This is a genomic window from Amycolatopsis sp. Hca4 (assembly GCF_013364075.1).
Taxonomy (GTDB): Bacteria; Actinomycetota; Actinomycetes; order Mycobacteriales; family Pseudonocardiaceae; genus Amycolatopsis.
Genome location: NZ_CP054925.1, coordinates 4,312,979 through 4,334,931, shown reverse-complemented (window position 1 = coordinate 4,334,931; position 21,953 = coordinate 4,312,979). Strand labels below are relative to the sequence as shown.

At 70.1% G+C, this 21,953-nt stretch carries 20 protein-coding genes and 1 pseudogene; 14 read left to right on the top strand and 7 right to left on the bottom strand.

Annotated elements, in window-relative coordinates; translation table 11 throughout:
- The first annotated feature begins 56 nt into the window (after positions 1-56).
- From HUT10_RS18865 to mnmA, 4 genes are all read left to right on the top strand, one after another.
- The gene (locus HUT10_RS18865; protein ID WP_176172420.1) at positions 57-1,340 is read left to right on the top strand and encodes a LuxR C-terminal-related transcriptional regulator; all 1,284 of its coding nucleotides are present in this window, start codon (positions 57-59) and stop codon (positions 1,338-1,340) included.
- 43 nt (positions 1,341-1,383) lie between these two features.
- Positions 1,384-2,751 carry an MFS transporter gene (locus tag HUT10_RS18860; RefSeq protein WP_176172419.1) on the top strand — a complete coding sequence of 456 codons (1,368 nt, stop codon included), beginning with the start codon at positions 1,384-1,386 and terminating at the stop codon, positions 2,749-2,751.
- A 64-nt stretch (positions 2,752-2,815) separates the two neighbouring features.
- Positions 2,816-4,012 (top strand): cysteine desulfurase family protein, encoded by a 1,197-nt coding sequence (locus tag HUT10_RS18855; protein WP_176172418.1) that lies wholly within the window; start codon positions 2,816-2,818, stop codon positions 4,010-4,012.
- 4 nt (positions 4,013-4,016) lie between these two features.
- On the top strand, positions 4,017-5,108 hold the full coding sequence (gene mnmA / locus HUT10_RS18850; protein ID WP_176172417.1) for a tRNA 2-thiouridine(34) synthase MnmA: 1,092 nt from the start codon (positions 4,017-4,019) through the stop codon (positions 5,106-5,108).
- Between the two features lie 5 nt (positions 5,109-5,113).
- Here mnmA and HUT10_RS18845 read toward each other — a convergent pair whose 3' ends face one another.
- The 5 genes from HUT10_RS18845 to HUT10_RS18825 all read right to left on the bottom strand — a co-directional run bounded on the left by HUT10_RS18845 (position 5,114) and on the right by HUT10_RS18825 (position 9,493).
- Positions 5,114-6,385: a DUF222 domain-containing protein gene (locus HUT10_RS18845; RefSeq protein ID WP_176172416.1), complete on the bottom strand. Its 1,272-nt coding sequence runs from the start codon at positions 6,383-6,385 to the stop codon at positions 5,114-5,116.
- 195 nt (positions 6,386-6,580) lie between these two features.
- Positions 6,581-7,033 (bottom strand): GNAT family N-acetyltransferase, encoded by a 453-nt coding sequence (locus HUT10_RS18840; protein ID WP_176172415.1) that lies wholly within the window; start codon positions 7,031-7,033, stop codon positions 6,581-6,583.
- 10 nt (positions 7,034-7,043) lie between these two features.
- On the bottom strand, positions 7,044-7,445 hold the full coding sequence (locus HUT10_RS18835) for a GNAT family N-acetyltransferase (RefSeq protein WP_176172414.1): 402 nt from the start codon (positions 7,443-7,445) through the stop codon (positions 7,044-7,046).
- A gap of 74 nt (positions 7,446-7,519) precedes the next feature.
- The gene (locus tag HUT10_RS18830) at positions 7,520-8,563 is read right to left on the bottom strand and encodes an MBL fold metallo-hydrolase (RefSeq protein ID WP_176172413.1); all 1,044 of its coding nucleotides are present in this window, start codon (positions 8,561-8,563) and stop codon (positions 7,520-7,522) included.
- 105 nt (positions 8,564-8,668) lie between these two features.
- Positions 8,669-9,493 (bottom strand): phospholipid scramblase-related protein, encoded by an 825-nt coding sequence (locus HUT10_RS18825; protein ID WP_176172412.1) that lies wholly within the window; start codon positions 9,491-9,493, stop codon positions 8,669-8,671.
- Between the two features lie 121 nt (positions 9,494-9,614).
- Here HUT10_RS18825 and HUT10_RS18820 point away from each other — a divergent pair, with 121 nt between their 5' ends.
- From HUT10_RS18820 to HUT10_RS18805, 4 genes are all read left to right on the top strand, one after another.
- Positions 9,615-10,652 carry a methionine synthase gene (locus HUT10_RS18820; protein ID WP_176172411.1) on the top strand — a complete coding sequence of 346 codons (1,038 nt, stop codon included), beginning with the start codon at positions 9,615-9,617 and terminating at the stop codon, positions 10,650-10,652.
- Positions 10,653-10,737: 85 nt separating this feature from the next.
- Positions 10,738-11,442, top strand: a complete 705-nt coding sequence (locus HUT10_RS18815) for a hypothetical protein (RefSeq protein WP_176172410.1) — start codon at positions 10,738-10,740, stop codon at positions 11,440-11,442.
- 11 nt (positions 11,443-11,453) lie between these two features.
- Positions 11,454-13,610 carry an NAD-dependent DNA ligase LigA gene (gene ligA, locus HUT10_RS18810; RefSeq protein ID WP_176172409.1) on the top strand — a complete coding sequence of 719 codons (2,157 nt, stop codon included), beginning with the start codon at positions 11,454-11,456 and terminating at the stop codon, positions 13,608-13,610.
- Positions 13,603-14,097, top strand: coding sequence for a GNAT family N-acetyltransferase (locus HUT10_RS18805; RefSeq protein WP_176172408.1), 495 nt, complete (start codon positions 13,603-13,605; stop codon positions 14,095-14,097). Before ligA ends, HUT10_RS18805 begins: the two co-directional genes overlap by 8 nt.
- Positions 14,098-14,161: 64 nt before the next feature.
- On the opposite strand, the gene HUT10_RS18800 is transcribed toward HUT10_RS18805, so the two are convergent.
- Positions 14,162-14,815, bottom strand: coding sequence for an amino acid-binding protein (locus HUT10_RS18800; protein ID WP_176177898.1), 654 nt, complete (start codon positions 14,813-14,815; stop codon positions 14,162-14,164).
- A gap of 236 nt (positions 14,816-15,051) precedes the next feature.
- Between HUT10_RS18800 and gatC the strand changes: the two genes are divergently transcribed.
- From gatC to HUT10_RS18770, 6 genes and pseudogenes are all read left to right on the top strand, one after another.
- Positions 15,052-15,351: an Asp-tRNA(Asn)/Glu-tRNA(Gln) amidotransferase subunit GatC gene (gene gatC / locus HUT10_RS18795; protein WP_176172407.1), complete on the top strand. Its 300-nt coding sequence runs from the start codon at positions 15,052-15,054 to the stop codon at positions 15,349-15,351.
- Positions 15,348-16,865, top strand: coding sequence for an Asp-tRNA(Asn)/Glu-tRNA(Gln) amidotransferase subunit GatA (gene gatA, locus HUT10_RS18790; RefSeq protein WP_176172406.1), 1,518 nt, complete (start codon positions 15,348-15,350; stop codon positions 16,863-16,865). The genes gatC and gatA overlap by 4 nt, the downstream gene beginning before the upstream one ends.
- A complete protein-coding gene (gene gatB, locus HUT10_RS18785) occupies positions 16,862-18,367 on the top strand; it encodes an Asp-tRNA(Asn)/Glu-tRNA(Gln) amidotransferase subunit GatB (RefSeq protein WP_176172405.1) in 1,506 nt (501 codons plus the stop codon). The genes gatA and gatB overlap by 4 nt, the downstream gene beginning before the upstream one ends.
- 8 nt (positions 18,368-18,375) lie before the next feature.
- On the top strand, positions 18,376-18,906 hold the full coding sequence (locus HUT10_RS18780; protein WP_176172404.1) for a hypothetical protein: 531 nt from the start codon (positions 18,376-18,378) through the stop codon (positions 18,904-18,906).
- A gap of 321 nt (positions 18,907-19,227) precedes the next feature.
- Positions 19,228-19,554: pseudogene (locus tag HUT10_RS18775) on the top strand (cupin); the annotation flags it as partial.
- The gene (locus tag HUT10_RS18770) at positions 19,554-20,696 is read left to right on the top strand and encodes a Gfo/Idh/MocA family protein (RefSeq protein WP_176172403.1); all 1,143 of its coding nucleotides are present in this window, start codon (positions 19,554-19,556) and stop codon (positions 20,694-20,696) included. The pseudogene HUT10_RS18775 and the gene HUT10_RS18770, both read left to right, overlap by 1 nt.
- Here HUT10_RS18770 and HUT10_RS18765 read toward each other — a convergent pair.
- A complete protein-coding gene (locus tag HUT10_RS18765; protein WP_176172402.1) occupies positions 20,693-21,901 on the bottom strand; it encodes a sorbosone dehydrogenase family protein in 1,209 nt (402 codons plus the stop codon). The two genes, HUT10_RS18770 and HUT10_RS18765, sit on opposite strands and share 4 nt — an antisense overlap.
- Between the last annotated feature and the right edge of the window lie 52 nt (positions 21,902-21,953).

Sequence of the window (21,953 nt, the reverse complement as noted above, 5' to 3'; positions counted from 1 at the left end):
GTTCACTAGCCGGACGAGCAGGTCGCCGGATCCCGGACGGGCCTACCTTGGGAGCCATGGACGCATCCTGGTCGGATCCGCGGCACGTGCTGGACGTCGTCGAGCGGCTCCTGTCGGCCCCGCGGCCCCACCTGCTCAGCCGGTTCACCGCCGAGCTGGCCCGGCTGATCCCCCACCGCGCGGCGGCGATGCAGACCGCCGACTGCCCCCGGAGCCCGCTCAAGGCCATCGGCGACGAAGCGATCACGCAGACCGTGACGAGCGTCGAGCTGCAGCGGCTGGTCGAGCGCAGCGAGCCGGGCAAGGCGTTGGTGATCGATGGCGTGCTCGGCGGCATCGAGCGCCGCCTGATCCTGCTCGCATCGACTCCGGCAGTCGGCCGGGGCGCGGTGCTCGCCGTCGTGCCGGAGGAAGCGGACCCGCCGACCGCGGAGCTGGAGCTGGCGGCCCGGCTGTGGCACATCGTGAGCACCGACGCCGGCCAGCGGGCGACGGACCCGGGACCGGACGTCCTGGCCAGCAGCCTCGCCGCGACCTCGGCACGCGCCCAGGTGATCACCGACCTCGGCCAGACACACGCGGCCACCCTGATGACGCTCCTGTCGGTCCTCCGCTCCGGCCGGCTCTCCGACACCGTCGCCCGCCGCACCGCGGTCGACCTCGCCGCCGACGCGCTGCTGGAGCTCAAAGGCGTCATCGACCGCGACCAGGCCATGTCCGCGGAGCAGGTGGACGCGGCCTTTGTGACCCTCAAGACCCAGCTGGCCGACCTGGTCCGGCACACGGAGGTCGACGTCGACCTCGCCGACCCGATCGGCGACGCCGCCCTCCCGCAGGACATCGCCCACACGGCGCGCACCCTGACCCGTGGCCTGGTGCTCGCCGCCCTGGACCGCCCCGCGACCACCCGGCTGCGGGCGTCCTGGCGCGTGGACGGCCCGGTGCTGCGGATCACCGTTCGCGACGACTGCCCCCAAGTCGCCGACGCGATCCCACCCCGAGGCCTGACCGAGCGGCTCACGGCCCTCGGCGGCCACTGGGAGATCGACGCCGTACCGAACTGGGGGACGACGGTCACCGCGTCCCTCCCGCTCGGCGTGGCCGAGCCGCCGGAACTGCGTCCGCTCGATCGGCTCAACCCGCGCGAGCTGGAGGTCCTGTCGGGCATCTCCCAGGGGCTGCGCAACCGGCAGATCGCCGGACAGCTGCAGCTCAGCGAGCACACGGTGAAGTTCCACGTCCGCAACATCCTGGACAAGCTGGACGTGAGTTCCCGCGGCGAGGCTGCCGCCCTGGCCCGTGACCTGCCGCTGGAACCGGTCGTGCACCGCTCCGCCTGACCGCCTTGACCTCCAGCGAGCTGGAGGTTGCACGCTGCTGATCATGGCCTCGACGATCGACTCCGCACCTCGCCGCCGCAGTGTGCTCTGGAGCGCGGAACACCGGCTGACCACGATCGCGCTGCTGCTGGTCGTCACCTTGGTCGCGTTCGAGAGCATGGGCGTGGCGACGGCGATGCCCACGCTGGTCGCCGACCTCCACGGGCTGTCCCTCTATTCGTGGCCGTTCACGATCTTCCTGATCTCCAGCGTGGTCGCCACCGTGCTGTCGGGCCGGCTGGGCGACCGCCTCGGACCGGCGCCGGCGCTGCTCGCCGGTCCCTTGCTGTTCGCGGCCGGCCTGGTGGTCGCGGGGACGGCGAGCGGCATGCCGATGCTCCTGCTCGGCCGCGCCTTGCAGGGCTTCGGCTCGGGATTGCTCCTGGTTTCGGTCTCCCTGCTGATCGCCCTGACCTTCACCGACCACGAACGCCCGGTCATCTACGCGGCGAATGCCGCGGCCTGGGTCCTGCCGGCGGTCATCGGACCGTCGGTGGCCGGAGTCGTGACGGTCAGCGTCGGCTGGCGCTGGGTCTTCCTCGGCTTGGTCCCGCTCGTGGCGATCGGCGTCCTCATGCTGGTGGTGGTCGTCCGACGCCTGCCGGCGCACGAACCTGCCACGGGCGGGCGGCGGGCGAGCGTCCCGCAGGCGATCATCGCCGCGCTCGGCGTCGCGGCGTTGACCTGGGCCGCTCAGCACCAGTCACTGGTCGCGCTCGGCTACGGCACGGTGGGGCTGATCGCCCTGGGCTACGCGCTCCGGACGCTGCTGCCGGCCGGTACGTTGACATCGCGCCCAGGTCTGCCGACGGTTGTCGCCTCCCGCGCCCTGATCGCCGGGGCCTACGCGGGCATGGAGGCGTATCTCCCGCTGACGATGACGGCGGTCCACGGTTACGGCCCCGCTCTCGCCGGCCTGCCGCTGACGATCACGGCTTTGGGCTGGTCCGCGGCGTCGGCGGCCCAGGGCCGGTACCTCGGCTGGTCGCGGGAGGCGTCGCTACGCACCGGATTCCTGCTGGTGGCGGCGGGGCTGGTCTGCTTCGGTCTGGTTTCGCAGCCGTGGTGCCCCGGCTGGGTCGCATTCGTGGCGTGCGCGGTCGGTGGCGCAGGCATGGGGATCGCGATGCCCGCGATTTCCGTCCTCCTGCTCCGCTACTCACCCGAAGGCGAGCGCGGGTTCAACACCTCGGCGGTCCAGCTCGCGGACTGGGTCGGTTCCGCGCTGCTCATCGGTCTGGGCGGGGTTCTGCTCGGTGTGGTGGGCTCGGTGCTCGATCCGTCGCCGGCGATGGCCCTGCTCACCGTGGCCTTGGTCGGGCTGGCGATGGTGGGGGTCAGGCTGACCGGGCGGTGGCCGTCAAAGGTGTGACAGCCCACTTCGAGAGCCAGGGTGGACTTGGTCACGCGCTGGAGCGGACTACCCTGGAACAGCGATGACCTATCTCGACCACGCGGCAACCACGCCGATGTTGCCCGAAGCCATAGCGGCGATGACCGAGGCGCTGTCCACCGTGGGCAACGCCTCGGCGCTGCACTCTTCGGGCCGCCGGGCCCGCCGGATGGTCGAAGAAGCCCGGGAGACGATCGCCGAGGCGCTGGGCGCCCGTCCCTCCGAGGTGATCTTCACCGGCGGAGGCACCGAGAGCGACAACCTCGCGATCAAGGGCATCTACTGGGCTCGCCGTGGCGAACAGGAGCAGCGGCGTCGCATCCTGTGCGGTGCCGCGGAGCACCACGCCGTGCTCGACACCGTGGAGTGGCTCGAGGCCCACTGCGGCGCCGAGGTGACGCTCCTCGAGGTGGACAGCCAGGGGCGAGTGTCGCCTGACGTCCTCCGGGCAGCCATCGCCGCGGAGCCCGAGAACGTGGCGTTGACCACCGTGATGTGGGCGAACAACGAGGTCGGCACGATCAACCCGATCGCCGAGCTGGCAGCAGTGTGCGCCGAGTTCGACATCCCCTTCCACACCGACGCGGTCCAGGCCGTCGGCGCGGTTTCGGTCGACTTCGCCGCCAGCGGCGCCGCTGCGCTCACGCTGACCGGTCACAAGCTCGGCGGCCCGATCGGCGTAGGAGCGCTTCTGCTCGGCCGTGACGTACCGTGCTCGCCCCTGCTGCACGGCGGAGGTCAGGAGCGCAATGTCCGCTCCGGCACCCTGGACGTCCCGGCGATCCTGGGATTCGCGGCTGCTGTCCGACTCAGCGTCGTCACCCGAGCCGAGTACGCGAAGCGCGTCGAGGAGCTTCGAGACGGGCTCGTCGAGGCCGTCCAACGCGAGGTGCCCGACGCAGTCCTCAACGGTGGAGAAGGCGAAAGGCTGCCCAGCCATGCTCACTTCACCTTTCCCGGGTGCGCCGGCGACAGCCTTTTGATGCTGCTCGACGCCAAGGGCATCGAGTGCTCGACGGGATCCGCGTGCACAGCAGGTGTCGCCCAGCCGAGTCACGTGCTGCTCGCCATGGGGGCCGACCCGGCGGCGGCCCGCGGTTCGCTCCGTTTCTCTCTCGGCCACACATCCACCGCCGCGGACGTCGAGGCTGTGGCCGCGGAGATCGGTGGCGTCGTCATGCGCGCCCGGCAGGCTGGCCTCGCCGGAATGCGCAAGCAGACCCAGAAGCAAGAGGTGTAAGGCAATGCGGGTTTTGGCCGCGATGAGCGGAGGAGTGGACTCGGCGGTCGCCGCGGCGCGCGCGGTCGACGCCGGGCACGACGTCGTCGGCGTGCACCTGGCCCTGTCCGCCAAACCGGGAACTCTGCGGACCGGCTCGCGCGGGTGCTGCACGATCGAGGACTCGCACGACGCCCGGCGGGCCGCCGACATCCTCGGCATCCCGTTCTATATCTGGGACTTCGCGGAGCGCTTCACCGAAGAGGTCGTCGAAACCTTCGTCGGTGAATACGCCGCCGGACGCACCCCGAATCCCTGCGTCACCTGCAACGAGAAGATCAAGTTCGAAGCGCTTCTCGAGAAGGCGATGGCGTTGGGATTCGACGCGGTCGCGACGGGCCACTACGCGCGCCTCTCCATGGTCGACGGTGTGCCCGAGTTGCGTCGTAGCGCGGACAGCGGCAAGGACCAGTCGTACGTGCTTGCCTCGCTGACGCCCGAGCAGCTCAGCCACGCCATGTTCCCGTTGGGTGACTCCTGGAAGACCGACGTGCGTGCCGAAGCGGAGCGCCGGGGACTGTCCGTCGCCAACAAGCCGGACAGCCACGACATCTGCTTCATCCCGGACGGCGACACCAAGAAGTTCCTGGAGAACCGGCTGGGGCAGCGTCCCGGCGAGCTCGTGGACGCGGAAACAGGTGCGGTGCTCGGCCGGCACACCGGGGTGCACGGATTCACGGTCGGCCAGCGCAAGGGCCTGGGAATCGACGCTCCGGCGCCCGACGGCCGTCCTCGGTACGTCCTTTCACTCGAACCGGTGTCTGGCTCCGTCAAGGTCGGCTCCGCGGCCGGGCTCGGCGTCAAGGTGATCGAGGCCGACCGCGCGATCTGGCCCAGCGGCCGGCCGCTGGCCGAGCCCACCGAATGCGTCGTCCAGGTCAGGGCTCACGGAGGCATCGTCGATGCGGTCGCCGACGTGGACAACGACACCATGACGGTGCACTTGCGCGAGCCGCTGCGTGGCGTGGCTCCGGGCCAGGTCGTCGTTCTCTACCGCCCCGATCCCGAAGGCGGGGATGTCGTCCTCGGCAGCGCGAAAATCTCGGGTACCCGCTGAGCTTGTCACTTCCGCGACTTCCTGCGTAGCCGGTTCGCTCGTTTGCGGCCGGGGTGCATCGACGGCTGCGTTGTCGAATGGACCTCTCCTGTCGGTGTCGTGACGTTGACGGCACCTTCCGGCGTGACTTCGTAGTCCCAGTCCGGCAGTCCCTTCAGCTTGCCGTGCCGAGAGCAGAAGGTGACGGCCTGGTCCGTAAAGCCTTCGGCCTCGCCCTTCGCGCGAGTCGCCTTGACGCCGCAGTTCTGCGCGGGACGCGTGCAGCCAGGATGCCGGCACTCTTGGTCGCGAACCCGGATGAACTCGTCCCGCTCGAGCGAGTAGCGCGTCGGTGACAGCTCGACCGCGTGACCGGTTCGTGGGTCGGTGAGCACCCGGCGCAGGGTCGTATCGGGCCCGCCGATGATGTGGCGGGCCAGCGCGGCCGAAATCGGCCCGCGGCCGGACAGCGTTGCCGGAGTCTGATTCAGGCCAAGGTAGGTGGCGAGGTCGATGTGCAGGAAGACCTCGGTGCGCTCGTTCGGGCCTCCGCTGCCGCTAAGCAGCAGATCGATGGCCACGTCCGCCCGCAGCTGATCCAGCGTTCGCGGTTCGTCCGGCTTCTTCAACGCCCGGGCAGCCTGGTCGACGCGGGCGTAAGCGGCGCTTGCCTTCTCAGCCGGCGCGTTGTTCACCGACAGATGGGCTACCCCGGTGTCGTGGTGGCGCAAGAGGAGCCGCCGCTCAGTGAGCTTTCGTTCGGTGCGGAGCGCAGCGCCCTCGGGATCGGCCTGTGCGGCTGCGTAGGTCGCGGCTCGGCGGACCTGGGTGGCGTTTCGTCCCGGGACCCGATGCTCGAGCGTCGCGTCGACGACTCGTACGTGTTCTCCCGACAGCCATGCGGTCGCGTCGGTGACCTTCATGGCGCGATGCAGGTCGAGCCGGCCGTCGTCCATCAGGTTCAGCATGCGAGGAAGGCGGGCAATCAGTGCGTTGGCCGCGGAAACGATCGCACTGGCGCGGTGTTCCGTTATGGACAAAGCCAGCGCGACTTCCGATGACGCGCTGGGCGCCCGTCTCCGGCGCACGCTCAGGTCTGCTATCGCTCTCAGCTGCAGTGCTTGCAGCCTCGAGACTTCCGCGTCGGTGTCGCGGATCAGAGCGACAATTTGCTCGTCTTCCATGCGCTGCAACGTGTTCGGGTCGTTGCGAACCGCTTGCAGCACAAATGGAAGGTTGCCGCCGGCGCCCTGGGCGAGGGTGGGGACGATGTTGCGGATCGGCTGTGAAGACGTCATGAGTCCGACGGTACGACGGCTTGCGAGGAAAGTCATCAAAACGTCACGAACGGGCCGTTCGCGCCCTTCGCGGCTTGACGAATCGCAATTCATTGGGCATCGTTCGCGGGCGTGACGCTCGCGTCGCGAGTGGGGGGAGTAGCTATGTCCAAAATAGACAATAGTGGTCTTGGTGTGTGCGGCAGCCGTCGCGGCTCAGAGCTTGAGCTTGAAACCTGTATGGCTGGCCACGAATCCGAGGCGCTCGTAGAACCGGTGCGCTTCCGTCCTGGAGGTGTCCGACGTGAGTTGCACGAGGGCGCACCCGCGCCGCCGCGACTCGTCGATCGCCCATCGGACGAGGTCGGCGCCCAGTCCGGTGCCCCGGTGTTCGGCGTGGATCCGCACGGCCTCGATCTGACCTCTGAGCGCGCCACGCCTGGCGAGGCCCGGAATGATCGTCAGCTGCAAGGTGCCGACAGGTCTGTCCTCGAAAGCGACGACCACCAGAAGCTGATTCGGATCCGCGTCGATCTCGTCAAAAGCACGCAGGTACGGCTCGAGGTCGCCGGGGTCGTCGCGAGTGGCGCCGAGCTGGTCGTCCGCCAGCATTCGCACGATCGCATCGATGTCTTCCCGTCGTGCCCTGCGGATGGTGTAGTCGGCCACGGCTTGAGTATCACAGGACGCGGGTGAATCCTTGGTAGCTGTACTCGAAGCCGAAGCGCGCATAGAAGTCTCGCAGGTCGCCGCGGTTCAGTCCCGAGTCGAGGTGGACGCGGGTGCAGCCGCGCCGACGCGCTTCGTCGATACCCCAGGTCAGGAGCGCGCTGGTCACGCCGCGCCGAGCGGCACGAATGCCCTCGAGCAGGCCGCGGGAGGCGCCATCCCAGGCGAGACCTCTGAGCAGGGTCAGCTGCGCGGTGCCGGCGACGCCGTTGTCGTCCTCGGCGACAACCAGCGTGACGTTGGGCGTGTTCATGAGTTCCCGGAGTGCGGCTGCTAGCGGTTCGCCTCGTGCGCCGAACAGGCGCACGAGCGCCTCGATGTCCGTTGCCCGGGCGCGTCGGATGACTTCCATTTCACCCAGTATGCAGGAGGCCGGTCGGCGGCCCAACTGCTACGAGGTGGCTACCCATAGTGTCGGCTGCAGGTTCAGGTCAGTGCGTAACGACGAACACCGTCGACGACGTGGGCGCTCAGTTTTCCTTGCGAGGCCAGAAGATCGAGATGTGCTGCGGTTTCCAGGACAGCGAGCATCTGATTGAAAGAGTCCATTTCGGACAGTTTGCGGTTGCGGCGGGTCCAGCCGATGCGAAGCGCGGCCTCGTACGCGCAGGTCGCACCCGCCTCGATCTGCGACGCGATCGTTTCGAGCCGCTGCCGATGGTGTTCCAGCAGCTCGTCGACCCGGGTGTGCACGCTTTCGGACACCGGGCCGTGCGCGGGAAGCATCCGGCGGTCGGGCATGGCGCGAACCAGTCGGAGGGAGTCGATGAAGTCGTTGAGCGGCAACTCGGCCGGTACCGGCTGGAAGCCGATGGAGGGCGTGATGTGCGGCAGCACGTGGTCGCCGGAGAACAGCAGGTCGGCGGTGTCGTCGACGAATACGACATGGCCGGACGTGTGTCCCGGAGTGGCGACGACCTCGAACTCGCGCCCGGGCAGGATCGGCCGCGGGCCCGGGGTCAGCCATTCGTCGGGTGCTTCCCAGAGGTCGGCTTCCGTGTGCCGCCGGCTCGTACCAAACTGCTTGGCCAGCGCTTCCACGACCTCGCCGGCTCCGGCCTGGAACAACAGGTCGACCTGGGCCTCCATCGGCAGGCGGTCGGGATTGCCGGATGCCTTGAGTGAGGGCTCTTCGTCCTGGCCGAGGGCGATCTTCGAACCGAAGTCACGTCGGAGGACCACTGCCTGCGAATAGTGGTCCCGGTGCACGTGGGTGACGAGGAACTCGCTCACGTCGGCGAGCTCGGCGCCGATCCCGCTCAGAGCGTTGGCGAGCTGTTGCCGGGCCACGGTCAGCGCCCATCCGGAATCGACCAGGACCAGCTTCTCGCCGTCGGTGACCGCGTAGACGTTGACCGCGCGGAGAGCGTCGTTGGGCAGCGGCAACGGGATCCGGTAGACGCCGGATGAGACCTGGTAGATCCCGGGCTCGGTCCAGTTCCTGTCGCTGCTTTCCGGCAACGGTTCCACGGTGACCTCCGTCCCGGCGAGACTGCGGCGTCCCGGCCTCTTGTTCACCCTGAGCCGTGCCGGGCCCGCTGTCCACCGGGAGAAGATGAGACGCCGGTCACTCGATCAGTCGGTGTCCTGCTTCAGGGCGGTGTCAATCGTCAACGCAGCGGCGACGACCATGCTGGCGAGCGGATCCGGGAGCGGGTGAGGAATCTCGACGACGTAGTTGTCGGCCGTGGTGAAGGCGGCTTTGAGGAACCCGCCCCAGGTCTTGGTCACCCGGGCGACCTCGGTGCCGGCGTGGTCGCGAATCGAGAAGTTCCAGGCACGCCAGTTCTCGGCGAAGATCCCGCCGACCGGCCGGCCGTCGACGAGGAAACCGAACCGGATCTTGCCGAAGACGTTTTCCTGGACGATCTCGCCGATCGGCGTCTCGTCGGCCCTGGTGACCAGGAACCGCGACTTGAACACCTTCGCCGGTCGCGTCACCTTGAGGACGGTGCTGTGGTTGGCGTCGCGGACCTCGAACTTGTGCGTCAGGAACTGGTCGTAGTTGGTCAGCAGCCGGATCGCCTTCTTCAGCGTGCTCTGCCCCACCTCGACGACCCCGCCGAGCTGGTTGCCGTGCTGGTCGAAGACGCCGAACTCGTTGGCCATCTCGATCAGCTTGGCTCGCTGGTTGACCACGAGGACGGGTTCGGTGAACAGGGTCCCGCCGCCGGCGCGTGCTCCGCCGCGGCCGCGTGTCGCGCGATTGACCTGGTTCTGGATCCGGGCCGGGTCGTGCGCTTGTTCGATGTCCAGCTCGATCGGCGCGGAGTCGCTCGGCGGTGCCGAGGGGTACGCCGGCCGGGTGTCGGCGGTCCAAGCCTGGCCGTCCCACCACCGGTGCAGACGGGGGTCCCGCGCGTCCGGGTACCAGCCCGGCTGCGGTGGCGAACTCGTCATGGCCGGTCAGCCTAACGTCGCGGACGCGCTCATGGTGCCAGTCAAGGGAAATGCGGTGAATGTCCGCATCCCGGCGCCCCGGCCGGTGCCGGGACGCGGCGGTCGACCAGAATCAGTGTTCGTGAGTGAGCGAATCTGGCCCAGCGGGGCTGCGACGGCGATCGGCTCGATGCCGGGCACCGATCCTGTCGAGGCGGCAGCGGTCGTGTTCGGCGAGTTGCCCGACTTCCCGCACCTGCCCGAGCTGCCGGCCCGCGGCGTCGGCGCGGACATGCTCGGCCGGACCGCCGCGCTGCTCGTCGACCTGGCCGTCGACGTCGTGCCGAGTGGCTACCGGGTGGCGTCCCGACCTGGGCACGAGCATCGCCGGGCCGTCGATCTGCTCCGCTGGGACCTCGACGCCGTCCAAGAGGTGCGCGAGAAGGCCGGGGTCACTCCGCCGGTCTTCAAGGTCCAGCTGGCCGGGCCGTGGACCCTCGGCGCGGGAATCGAACTGCCCCGCGGGCATCGGGTCCTGACCGATCGCGGGGCCTTGCGGGACTTCACGTCGTCCCTGCTGGACGGCCTCACCGAACATGTCGCGGAAGTGCAGGCCAGGACCGGTGCGCCGGTGGTCGTCCAGTTCGACGAGCCGTCGTTGCCCGCGGTGCTGGCCGGGGGCCTGTCGACGCCGTCCGGCTACGGGAGCGTCCCCGCGGTGCCGGCACCCGAGGCCCGTGAGCTGCTCACGACCGTCATCGACGGCGCCCGGCGGATCACCGACCGTCCGGTGATCCTGCACTGCTGCGCCGCGAAACCACCCCTCGGCCTGCTGCGGGAGGCCGGTGCCGACGCCCTGGCCTTCGACCTCGCCGCGCTCGACGGTGCCTCCGCCGCGTTCCTCGACGAGATCGGCGAAGTGTGGGACGGCGGGGCCACGCTGTTCCTCGGCGCGGTTCCGGCCACGGTGTCCGGCGCTTCGCCGAGCCTGAAGGACGTCGGCGAGCCGGCGTTCCGGCTGGCCGACCGGCTCGGGTTCAACCGCAGCGTCCTCGCCGAACGAGCAGTGCCGACGCCCGCCTGCGGCCTTGCCGGCGCGACGCCGGAATGGATGCGCCGAGCCCTGTCGCTCACCCGAGACCTCGGCAAAGCCTTCGTCGAGCCGCCCGAGGGCTGGTGACGGAATCCGGCAACTCGCCGACGTCCGCCCCGGCGGGCAAGTAGCGTTGGCGAGGTAGCCGACCGAACGAGGACCACCCGAAACCATGCGTCTGTTCCGCCGCAAGAACGCCGCCGCCGATCCGCCCGACCCGCGTACCGCGTGGCCCGAGCAGCCCGTGCCGGACGATCCGGCGGCCGCTGCCGAAGCGTTCTGGCACGGCTGGTTCGAGCTGCTCCCGATGGTCAGCGCGGCACTCGGCGAGGGCGAGCCACACCGCGTCGAGCACGAGCTCTGCCAGCTGGTCGAGGCGCTGCACCCGCGGCTGCACTTCTCGCTCGAGCGTGGTCGCCAGGCGATCTACGCCCTGGTCGTCACCGGCCAGGAGGATCCCGAAGTGCGGCCGTTCACCGACGCGTGGCGCGCTGCCGCGCCGCCGGACGACGCGATCTGGGAGTACCACGACTCGGTGCCGCCGGTGCCCGATCCGACCGAGGTGACCGTGAATCTCGGCGAGCACCGGATCGCGCTGGCCGACGTCCGGGTCGTCGCTCAGGTGGACGACGACGAGCACGTCGTCGACGTCGCCGTCTTCCACCCGCGCTTCGGCGACCTCGACGACGCGACCCGGCGGACCATGACCTTCCTGCCGCTCGATGCGACATTGGGTGAACGCCTGGCCGCCGAACGGTTACGGCGCGTCGAGACCGCGGAGGCCGAGCCGGCCGGCTCGATCACCCTTCTGGAGTTCCGTGAACTGGTCCGTGGACTGGGCGGCGGACCGCACGAAAATGTCGGTACCGCCGACTAGGGTTACCACCCGTGAGCAGCACCGACCTTCCCCAGGACCAGAGCGCCGAGGACGTGACCGACGTCCCGGCCGACGTGCGTGAGCGGCACGGCGCCCTCGCCGAGGAACTGCGCAACCACCAGTTCCGCTACTACGTCCTGGATTCGCCGATCATCTCCGACGGGCAGTTCGACGAGCTGCTGGGCGAACTGCAGCAGCTCGAGGACCAGTACCCCGGGCTGGTCACGCCCGATTCGCCGAGCCAGCGGGTCGGAGGCACGTTCTCGACCGAGTTCACCGCGTACGACCACCTCGAGCGCATGCTCAGCCTGGACAACGTGTTCGACCAGGACGAATTCCTGGCTTGGGTGGAACGTGTCGAGAAGGAGGTCGGGCAGACCGAGTTCCTGGCCGAGCTGAAGATCGACGGGTTGGCGATCAACCTCCTGTACGAAAACGGCCACCTGACCCGGGCCCTCACCCGCGGTGACGGCCGGACCGGCGAGGACGTCACGCTCAATGTCCGCACGCTCGACCAGGTCCCGGAGACGCTGACCGGCACCGACCAATTTCCGGTGCCCGCGCTGGTCGAGGTGCGTGGCGAGGTCTACTTCCGCGTCGAGGACTTCCTCGAGCTGAACGCAAAGATGGTCGAAGCGGGCAAGCCGCCGTACGCGAACCCGCGCAACACAGCGGCCGGCTCGCTGCGGCAGAAGGATCCGAAGATCACGCGTGAGCGGCGGCTGAGGTTGATCTGCCACGGGCTCGGCAAGCGCGAAGGTTTCGAGCCCCAGCGTCAGTCGGAGGCGTACGACGCTCTGGCGGCGTGGGGGCTGCCGGTATCGCCGCACAGCAAGGTTTTGACGTCGGCCGACGAACTCACCGCGCACATCACCTACTGGGGTGAACACCGGCACGACGCCGAGCATGAGATCGACGGCGTGGTCATCAAAGTCGACAGGGTGGCGTTGCAACGGCGGCTCGGCACGACGTCGCGCGCGCCGCGGTGGGCGATCGCGTACAAGTACCCGCCCGAAGAAGCCATCACGACGCTGCTGGACATCCAGGTAAACGTCGGGCGGACCGGGCGGGTGACCCCGTTCGCCGTCACGGAGCCGGTCAAGGTCGCCGGGTCGACCGTCGCGCGCGCCACTCTGCACAACCAGGAAGAGGTCAAGCGCAAGGGCGTGCTCATCGGCGACCGGATCGTCATCCGCAAGGCCGGTGACGTCATCCCCGAGGTCCTTGGGCCGGTGGTGGACGCGCGGACCGGTGACGAACGCGAGTTCGTCATGCCTACTCATTGCCCGGCTTGCGGTACCGAACTCGCCTACCAGAAGGAAGGCGACAAGGACATCCGCTGCCCGAACAGCCGCTTCTGCCCGGCGCAGCTGCGGGAACGCCTGTTCAGCCTGGCCGGCCGCGGCGCCTTCGACATCGAGGTCCTCGGGTACGAGGCGGCGGCCGCGCTGCTCGACGCGCGGGTGATCGCCGACGAAGGCGATGTCTTCGACCTCGACGAGGACAGCCTCGCCGAGGTCGAACTCTTCCGCACCAAGGCCGGCGAGCTCTCGGCGAACGCGCGGAAGCTGCTCGCCAACCTCGAGGTGGCGAAGGACCGGCCGCTGTGGAAGGTGCTGGTCGCTTTGTCGATCCGGCACGTCGGGCCGACCGCGGCGCAGGCGCTGGCGCGCGAGTTCGGCTCGATCGAGCGCATCGAGGAGGCGACCGAGGAGGAGCTCGCGGACGTCGACGGCGTCGGCCCGACCATCGCCCGTGCCACTCGGGAGTGGTTCGAGGTCGGCTGGCACCGGGAGATCGTCGAAAAGTGGCGACGCGCCGGGGTGCGGATGGAGGAGGAGCGCGACGACTCCATCCCGCGCAACCTCGAGGGGCTGTCGATCGTGGTGACGGGCTCGCTCGACGGGTTCTCGCGCGACGAGGCCAAGGAGGTCATCATGGCCCGCGGCGGCAAGGCCGCCGGGTCGGTCTCGAAGAAGACCGCGTTCGTCGTCGTCGGGGACTCGCCTGGTTCGAAATACGACAAGGCGATCCAGCTCAAAGTGCCCGTGCTCGACGAAGCCGGCTTTCGCGTCCTGCTGGAGCAGGGCCCCGACGCGGCGCGGGAGGTGGCGCTGCCGGCCGGCGACGAAACCGCCGAAGAAGAGACTGGGGGAGAGGATGAGTGACGTCGAGATCCGCCCACCACGGCCCGAGGAATACGCCCCCGCGGGGGAGGTCACGGTGCTGGCGTACGAGGCCGATGGTCACTTGGCCGACGACGTCGGCTACGACGCGACGCTCCGCGACGTCGCGCGGAGGGCCGAGGAGGCTGAGGTCCTCGTCGCCGTGGACGGCACGGGGAAGGTGGTCGGCACCGTGACCATCGTGCTCCCGGGCTCCGAGTTCGCGGAGATCTCGCGCCCGGGCGAGCTGGAGTTCCGGATGCTGGCGGTGGCCCCGTCGGCGCGTGGTCGCGGAATCGGCGAGGCGCTGATCAACGCCGTGTTCGAGCGGGCTCGCGCGCTGGGACTCCGGAAAGTGGTGCTGAGCAGCCTCGAGCGGATGCGCAGCGCGCATCGGCTCTACGAGCGCCTCGGGTTCACGCGCCTGGCCGAGCGGGACTGGCGGCCGTTTCCGCACATCACGCTCATCGCCTACCAGATCGACGTCTGACCTGGGCTTTGTCGAGAAAGGGACGGACCCCGAGGGGCCCGTCCCTTTCGGCGACGAGTGAGTGTCAGCCGTCCAGGACGACCGCGACGATGCCGGCGAGGTGGGTGAGCCGGGCGACCTCGGCGGCGCGGAAGTTCGGGCCGCCGGGGCGGGCGACGAGCAGCGCCTTGCCCGGCTTGCCGAGCGGGGTCGCGGCGAGCTCGGTGCCGAGCTCCTTCCAGGTCTCCGGGATCCACGCCTCTTCGCTGTCGAGGACCGTCGCGCGCTCGAGCGGCAGCCACGGCAGGTCGGTGATCGGCGTCTCCGGGGCCGCGCTGGACGACGCCAGCCGGATCGCGCCGGTCTCCGAATGCTCGACGATCATCGCCCAGCCGGCGCGCACGATGCGGGGGACACCCTCGGCGAGGATGTCGAGGCCGGACTTCGGCTGCGCGGCGATCTCCTCGACGAGCTCGAGCTCCCGGTGCGTGTCCAGGACGCCCGCGTAGGGACGGACCGCGTCCACTTCGACGCCTTCGACGCTCTCGGCTGCCGTGATCAGCGCGTCGGGCAGGCGGCCCGACGGGAGCTCGACGACCAGGTCGTCGACGGCGGTCCCGTTGCCGCGTTCGACGACGTCCACGCTGAGGATGTCGGCGCCTACCGTGCCGAGCGCCGTGGCGACCGCGCCGAGGGTCCCCGGGCTGTCCGGAAGGAGGACCCGGATCAGGAACGACACCACGCGCCCCTCTCACCTCTGGCGTCCCAGCCTTGCCGTGGGACGCTCGATGCCGGTCGCCGATTGTGACAGACCCAACCGGCTCGCGGGACCTGCTGTCCGCCGGGCGGGATGTGAGCGTCGCCGGACGGCAGCCGGCCTGCGCCGGGCGTAACCCAGTCGAGTCCGCCCGCGCCGCCACCATAGACTTGCAGCTTCCGAGACAACCCGCACAGCACAACCCGGGAGTCACCCGCGTGCCCAACATTTCCCGAGACGAGGTCGCGCACCTCGCGAAGCTGGCCAGGCTGGCCGTGACCGACGACGAGATCGACGTCTTCGCCGGCCAGCTCGACCATATCCTGGACTCGGTGGCCAAGGTGAGCGAGGTCGCCGCCGCCGACGTGCCGCCCACATCGCACGCCGTGCCGCTGACGAACGTTTTCCGACAGGACGTCGTCGTCCCCGGGCTCACGCAGCAGCAGGCGCTGGCCGGTGCGCCGGCCGCCGAAGACGGCCGGTTCCGGGTGCCGCGGATTCTGGGGGAAGAGCAGTGAGCGAGCTCATCAAGCTGACCGCCGCGGAGCTGGCGGGGAAGATTCACTCGCGCGAGGTGTCCGCGGTCGAGGTCACGCAGGCCCACCTGGACCGGATCGCCGAGGTCGACGACCACATCCACGCGTTCCTGCACGTCGACACCGAGGGCGCGCTGGCCGCGGCCAAGAAGGTCGACGAGGGCCTCGCCGAGGGCCAGGCGCCCGCGTCGCCGCTGGCCGGCGTGCCGCTCGCGCTCAAGGACGTGCTGACCACCGAGGGCGTGCCGACCACCTGTGGTTCGAAAACGCTCGAAGGCTGGTTGCCGCCGTACGACGCGACCGTGACGCGCAAGCTGCGCGAGGCCGGTGTCGTCATCCTCGGCAAGACGAACATGGACGAGTTCGCCATGGGGTCGTCGACCGAGAACTCCGCGTACGGACCGACGCACAACCCGTGGGACCACGCCCGCATCCCGGGCGGGTCGGGCGGTGGCTCGTCGGCGTCGATCGCGGCGTTCGAGGCCGCCATCGCCATCGGCACCGACACCGGTGGGTCGATCCGGCAGCCGGGGGCCGTCACCGGGACCGTCGGGGTCAAGCCGACCTACGGCGGGGTGTCGCGGTACGGGCTGGTCGCATTTTCGTCCTCGCTCGACCAGGCCGGGCCGTGCGCGCGGACGGTGCTCGACGCCGCCCTGCTGCACGAGGTCATCGCCGGGTACGACCCGCGGGACTCGACGTCGATCGACGCGCCGGTGCCGCCCGTCGTCGCCGCGGCGCGTCAGGGCGCGACCGGTGACTTGAAGGGCGTCAAGGTCGGCGTGGTGAAGGAGTTCGGCGGCGACGGCTACCAGGCCGGCGTGCTGCGGTCGTTCCAGGCCGCGGTGGAGCAGCTGCGTGCGCTCGGCGCCGACGTCGTCGAGGTGTCTTGTCCGAATTTCGTCTACGCGCTGCCCGCCTACTACCTGATCGCGCCGAGCGAGTGCTCGTCGAACCTCGCGCGGTTCGACGCCATGCGCTACGGCCTGCGCGTCGCCGACGACGGCACGCACAGCGCCGAAGAGGTCATGTCGCTCACCCGTGAAAAGGGCTTCGGCGCCGAGGTCAAGCGGCGGATCATGCTGGGCACCTACGCGTTGTCGTCCGGCTACTACGACGCCTACTACGGCTCGGCGCAGAAGGTGCGCACGCTCATCACGCGTGACTTCGACGCCGCCTTCGAGCAGGTCGATGTCCTCGTTTCGCCCACGACGCCGACCACGGCGTTCAAGATCGGCGAGCGCGTCGACGACCCGATGGCGATGTACCTCGCAGACCTGTGCACGATCCCGTCGAACCTGGCCGGCAACGCCGCGATGAGCGTGCCGAGCGGACTGTCGGACGAGGACGGGCTGCCGGTCGGGCTGCAGATCATGGCCCCGGCGCTCGCCGACGACCGGCTCTACCGGGTCGGCGCCGCCTACGAGGCCGCCCGCGACGCCGCCGCCGGCGGGGCGCTCATCCACAAGGTCCCGGAGCTGGGAGGAACGAAGTGACTGCCGTGGCCGAGTTGATGGACTACGCCGACGTCGTCGAGCGGTTCGACCCGGTGCTCGGGCTCGAGGTCCACGTCGAGCTGAACACGAACACGAAGATGTTCTGCGGCTGCCCGAACGAGTTCGGCGGCGAGCCGAACACAAAGGTCTGCCCGACCTGTCTCGGCCTTCCCGGGGCGCTGCCGGTCGTCAACGGCAAGGCCGTCGAGGGCGCGATCCGGATCGGCCTGGCGCTGAACTGCGAGATCGCCGAGTGGTGCCGGTTCGCGCGGAAGAACTACTTCTACCCGGACATGCCGAAGAACTTCCAGACCTCGCAGTACGACGAGCCGATCGCCTTCAACGGCTACCTCGACGTCACCCTCGACGACGGCGAGGTCGTGCGCGTGGAGATCGAGCGCGCGCACATGGAGGAGGACACCGGCAAGTCGCTGCACGTCGGCGGCGCCACCGGGCGGATCCACGGTGCCGAGCACTCGCTGCTCGACTACAACCGGGCCGGCGTACCTCTGATCGAAATCGTGACGAAGCCGATCGAAGGCACGGGTGAGCGGGCGCCCGAGGTCGCGCGGGCCTACGTGAGCGCGTTGCGCGACCTGCTTCGCGCGCTCGACGTCTCCGACGTCCGGATGGACCAGGGCTCGCTGCGGTGCGACGCGAACGTCTCGCTGATGGCGAAGGACGCGACCGAGTTCGGGACGCGCACCGAGACGAAGAACGTCAACTCGCTGCGCAGCGTCGAGCGCGCCGTCCGCTACGAGATGACGCGGCAGGCGGCGATCCTCGCCGAGGGCGGTTCGATCAAGCAGGAGACGCGGCACTTCCAGGAGGCCGACGGCACCACGTCGCCGGGCCGGACGAAGGAGACCGCCGAGGACTACCGGTACTTCCCGGAGCCCGACCTGGTCCCGATCGCGCCGTCGCGCGAGTGGGTCGAGGAACTCCGCGGGACGCTGCCGGAGATGCCCTCGGAACGGCGGAAGCGGATCCAGCAGGAATGGTCGCTTTCCGACGAGGCCCTGCGTGACCTGCTGAACGTCGGTGCCGTCGACCTCGTCGCGGCTACCGTCGAGGCCGGCGCGACCCCGGACGAGGCGCGCGGCTGGTGGGTCAACACCCTCGCCCAGGAGGCGAACGCGCGCGAGGTCGAGCTGACCGACCTGGCGATCACGCCGAAGCAGGTCGCCGAGGTGATCGGGCTCGTGTCGTCCGGCGAGCTGACGAACAAGCTCGCCAAGGAGGTCGTCCAGGGCGTGCTCGCCGGCGAGGGCGAGCCGCGGGACGTCGTGGAGAAGCGTGGGCTGAAGGTCGTCTCGGACGACTCGGCGCTGCTCGCGGCGATCGACGAGGCCCTCGCGGCACAGCCGGACGTCGCGGACAAGATCCGCGGCGGCAAGGTCGCCGCGGCGGGTGCCATCGTCGGCGCGGTCATGAAGGCGACCAAGGGACAGGCCGATGCCAAGCGGGTCCGCGAGCTGATCATCGAGCGGGTCGGTTCCTGACCGTTTTCATGACAAAGCCGGGATTCGTCAAAAGCGTCACCTGGCGCGAGTGGCTCGGCCTGGCGGCCGGGCTGCTCGCGCTGGGCTCGACGTTCCTGCCGTGGACCACGCTGACCGCGACCAGGTCGGACATCGAAGACATCTTCGCGCAGCTGCCCCGGGGTGACGTCGTCCGCGACGCGTGGCACTCGAGCTTCTTCGCCTGGTGCCCGCCGCTGCCGTTGCTGCTGGCCGGGCTGGTCGTGGTCGTTTTCGGGCGAATCCGGACCCTGCGGGTCAGCGGCCTGCCGCAGCTGTGGCTGGTGGTCGCCGCCGCGTCGCTGCTGCTGATGGTGCTCGGGTGGGTCACCCTGGACTGGGAGTTCGACGCCGACCAACGCGGGATCTTCGAGGCCGCCGGAGTTGCCATCCGGCCCGGCCTCGGCCGGTACCTGGGGCTGCTCGCGGCGCTGGTTTCGGGGGTTGCCGCTTTTCAGGACATGCGGGCGATGCGGGCCGAAAGCCGGCAGCCGCGGAAGGCTCGCAACAAGAGCGGCTGATCTCCCGGCCGTGTAGGGGGCATCTCCGCGGACCTCGCCACGAAGTGATCAAGCGGCGCTTTCATGAGGAGCTCACCGCGGGCAAACTGCGGCTGGGTTGAGCAGTCGTCCGACCGGTGGATCGCGGTCGCTGACAACGTTGACATCGTGGTCGCCCGTTGCGTGAGAAAGCGCTTTCTGAGACGGTCGGGGAGGCGCGCAGCCCGGCCGCGGACGTTCTCGTTGCCCGTGGGTTGGCGGGCCGTGTGGGTCGGTGCTGCTGGTGCGCCGGAACCGTGGAGGGAGACCCGGGGTGGCTCAGGGAAAGCGCTTACGGGTGGCCGTCGTCGGGAGCTCGCCGTCGGTGGGTATTTGCCGCTGCGTGAGGCGATGGGGGACGGCGACTCCGGACCGCTGCGCGCGTTCCACCGGGCGGCCGTCGCGCTCGTCGCGCCGAAGGTCGCAGAGTGGGTACCGCGCTGGCGGGCCGGGGCGTTGCGGGCCGCCGAACTGACCGGTGCGCAGCTGAAGGCCCTCGCCGACGGTGACGGGAGCCACCTCGAGGGGTCCGGCCTGCGGGTCGCGACGCCGTCGAACCCGGACGGCTACGGCATGTGCGGCCGCCGCGCCGAATACGACATCCCGCTCGACCAGGAAGGCGTGCAGTGATGAACCAGTCCAGCATCGGAGTGCTGCTCAACGGGGTCACGGGCCGGATGGGCTACCGGCAGCACCTGCTCCGGTCGGTCCTGTCGATCCGCGAACAGGGCGGCGTCGCCCTGCCGGACGGCAGCCGCGTGCAGCTCGAGCCGGTCCTCGCCGGGCGCAACGCCGCGAAGCTCAAGGACCTCGCCGACCGGCACGGCCTGACCGCCTGGACCACCGACGCCGATTCCGCGCTGCAGGACGTCGACGTCTACTTCGACGCGCAGCTGACGTCGGCGCGCGAGCCGTCGGTGCGGGCGGCGATCGCCGCGGGCAAGCACGTCTACGCCGAGAAGCCCCTTGCCGAAAAACTGACATCGGCGCTGGAGCTGGCCGGGCTCGCCCGGGACGCCGGGATCTGCCACGGCGTCGTCCACGACAAGCTGTTCCTGCCGGGCCTGCTGAAGCTGCGCCGGCTGGTCGACGGCGGGTTCTTCGGGCGGGTTCTGTCGGTGCGCGGCGAGTTCGGCTACTGGGTGTTCGAGGGCGACTGGCAGGACGCGCAGCGCCCGAGCTGGAACTACCGCGCCGAGGACGGCGGCGGGATCGTGCTCGACATGTTCTGCCACTGGAACTACGTGCTCGAGAACCTCTTCGGCCACGTCTCGGCGGTGACGGCGAAGGCGGTGACGCACATCCCGCGCCGCTGGGACGAGCAGGGCCAGGCGTACGCCGCGACGGCGGACGACGCCGCGTACGGGATCTTCGAGCTCGAGTCGGGGGTCATCGCGCAGATCAACTCGTCGTGGTCGACGCGCGTCTTCCGCGACGAGCTGGTCGAATTCCAGGTCGACGGCACCGAGGGCAGCGCGGTCGCCGGGCTGCGGCGCTGCCGCGTCCAGCACCGCTCGGCGACGCCCAAGCCGGTGTGGAACCCGGACCTGCCGGCCACCGAACCCTTCCGCGACCAGTGGCAGGAGGTCCCGGACAACGCCGAGTTCGACAACGGCTTCAAGGCGCAGTGGGAGGAGTTCGTCCGGGACGTCGTCGCCGGGCGGCAGCACCGCTACGACTTCTTCTCCGCCGCCCGCGGGCTGCAGGTGGCCGAGGCCGGGCTGACGTCGTCGGCCGAGGGACGGCGGGTGGAGCTGAAGCCCCTCGCCTAGTCCCGGCCGTTGCCGCCGCCGGACGTGGCCGGGGTGATCAGCACGACGCGGTCGTCGCTGGAGACCGGGTGGCCGCCGTCCTTGTTGACCGTGCCCGCCACCGCCAGCTGCGGGTTGATCATGCTCATGCCGGCGAGCCGCCCGTACGTCACCGGCGGCTTGCCGGTCTTGCCGTCGAGGCTCACCGTCGGCTTGCCGCTGATCGCGCCGTCGGGGGTGACCGGCAGGTTCTGGAGGTTGCCGGCCAGCGACGTGCCGACCGAGAGCGAGCCGTTGGCGTCGACGAAGTCGGCGCAGCCCGCGACACCCGGCTTGTCCGGCCACGTCCACGCCGGCGTCGACAGCGGCTTCCCGGCCTGGACCCGGTAGAGGGCGTCCTTGTCGGCCAGGCGATCGGTGACCCACACGCGGCCGCCGTCGGCCGACGCGCAGACCCCGCCCGGGGCGTGCAGGCCGGCCGCCACCACGAGCGCCCCGTTCGGGTTGCTCGCCGCGGCCTTGCCGGAGGTGTCGATCCGCAGCAGCTTCCCGGCGAGGGAGCTCGGGTTGGCCGCGGCCCCCGGGTCGCCCGCGTCGCCGGTCGCCACGAGCAGGGCGCCCCGGTTGTCGGTGCCGATCGTGCCGCGGTTGCCGGACGCGCCCTTCGGGATGCCGGTGAGCACCGGCTTCGGCGCCTGGCCCTGGGCGAAGCGCACCACGCGGTTGTCGGTCGCGGTCGTGATGTAGGCGAAGACCAGCTGGTCCTCGACGTACGACGGCGACAGCGCCAGGCCGGTCAGGCCGCCGTCACCCGCCGCCTCGACGTCGAGCTTCGCGAAGTCCGTCGCGTCCTTGCCGCCGGTCGCGAGCAGCACGCGACCGCTCTTGCGCTCGCCGGCGAGCGCGCTCGGCGTGGAGCCGTCACCCGGCAGGCCAGCCACCGCGGCGACCGTGTCCTGACACGTCGCGATCACCGACGGATCGAAGTCCTTGCAGCCCTGCGGTGGCGGCACCGGCGCGGCCGTCCCACCGGGGCGGACCTGCTTGCCGTCGCTGCCGGAGTCCGCGCCGGGGCCCTGGACCTCGGGCGGCGACTCGGGGCTGGGGACGGGCGCGGGGCTGAACGTCTGGCCCGCCGCGGTGTCGTCGAACCGCGCGCACCCGGCGGGCAGCAGGACGCCGCAGGCCACGATCGCGAGCAGGGCCGAGCGGTAGCGGGTGCGCATGATCCCCCAGCCTAGGTGCCGGTGCGTGAACCATGGGTGAGTACTCCTCGAT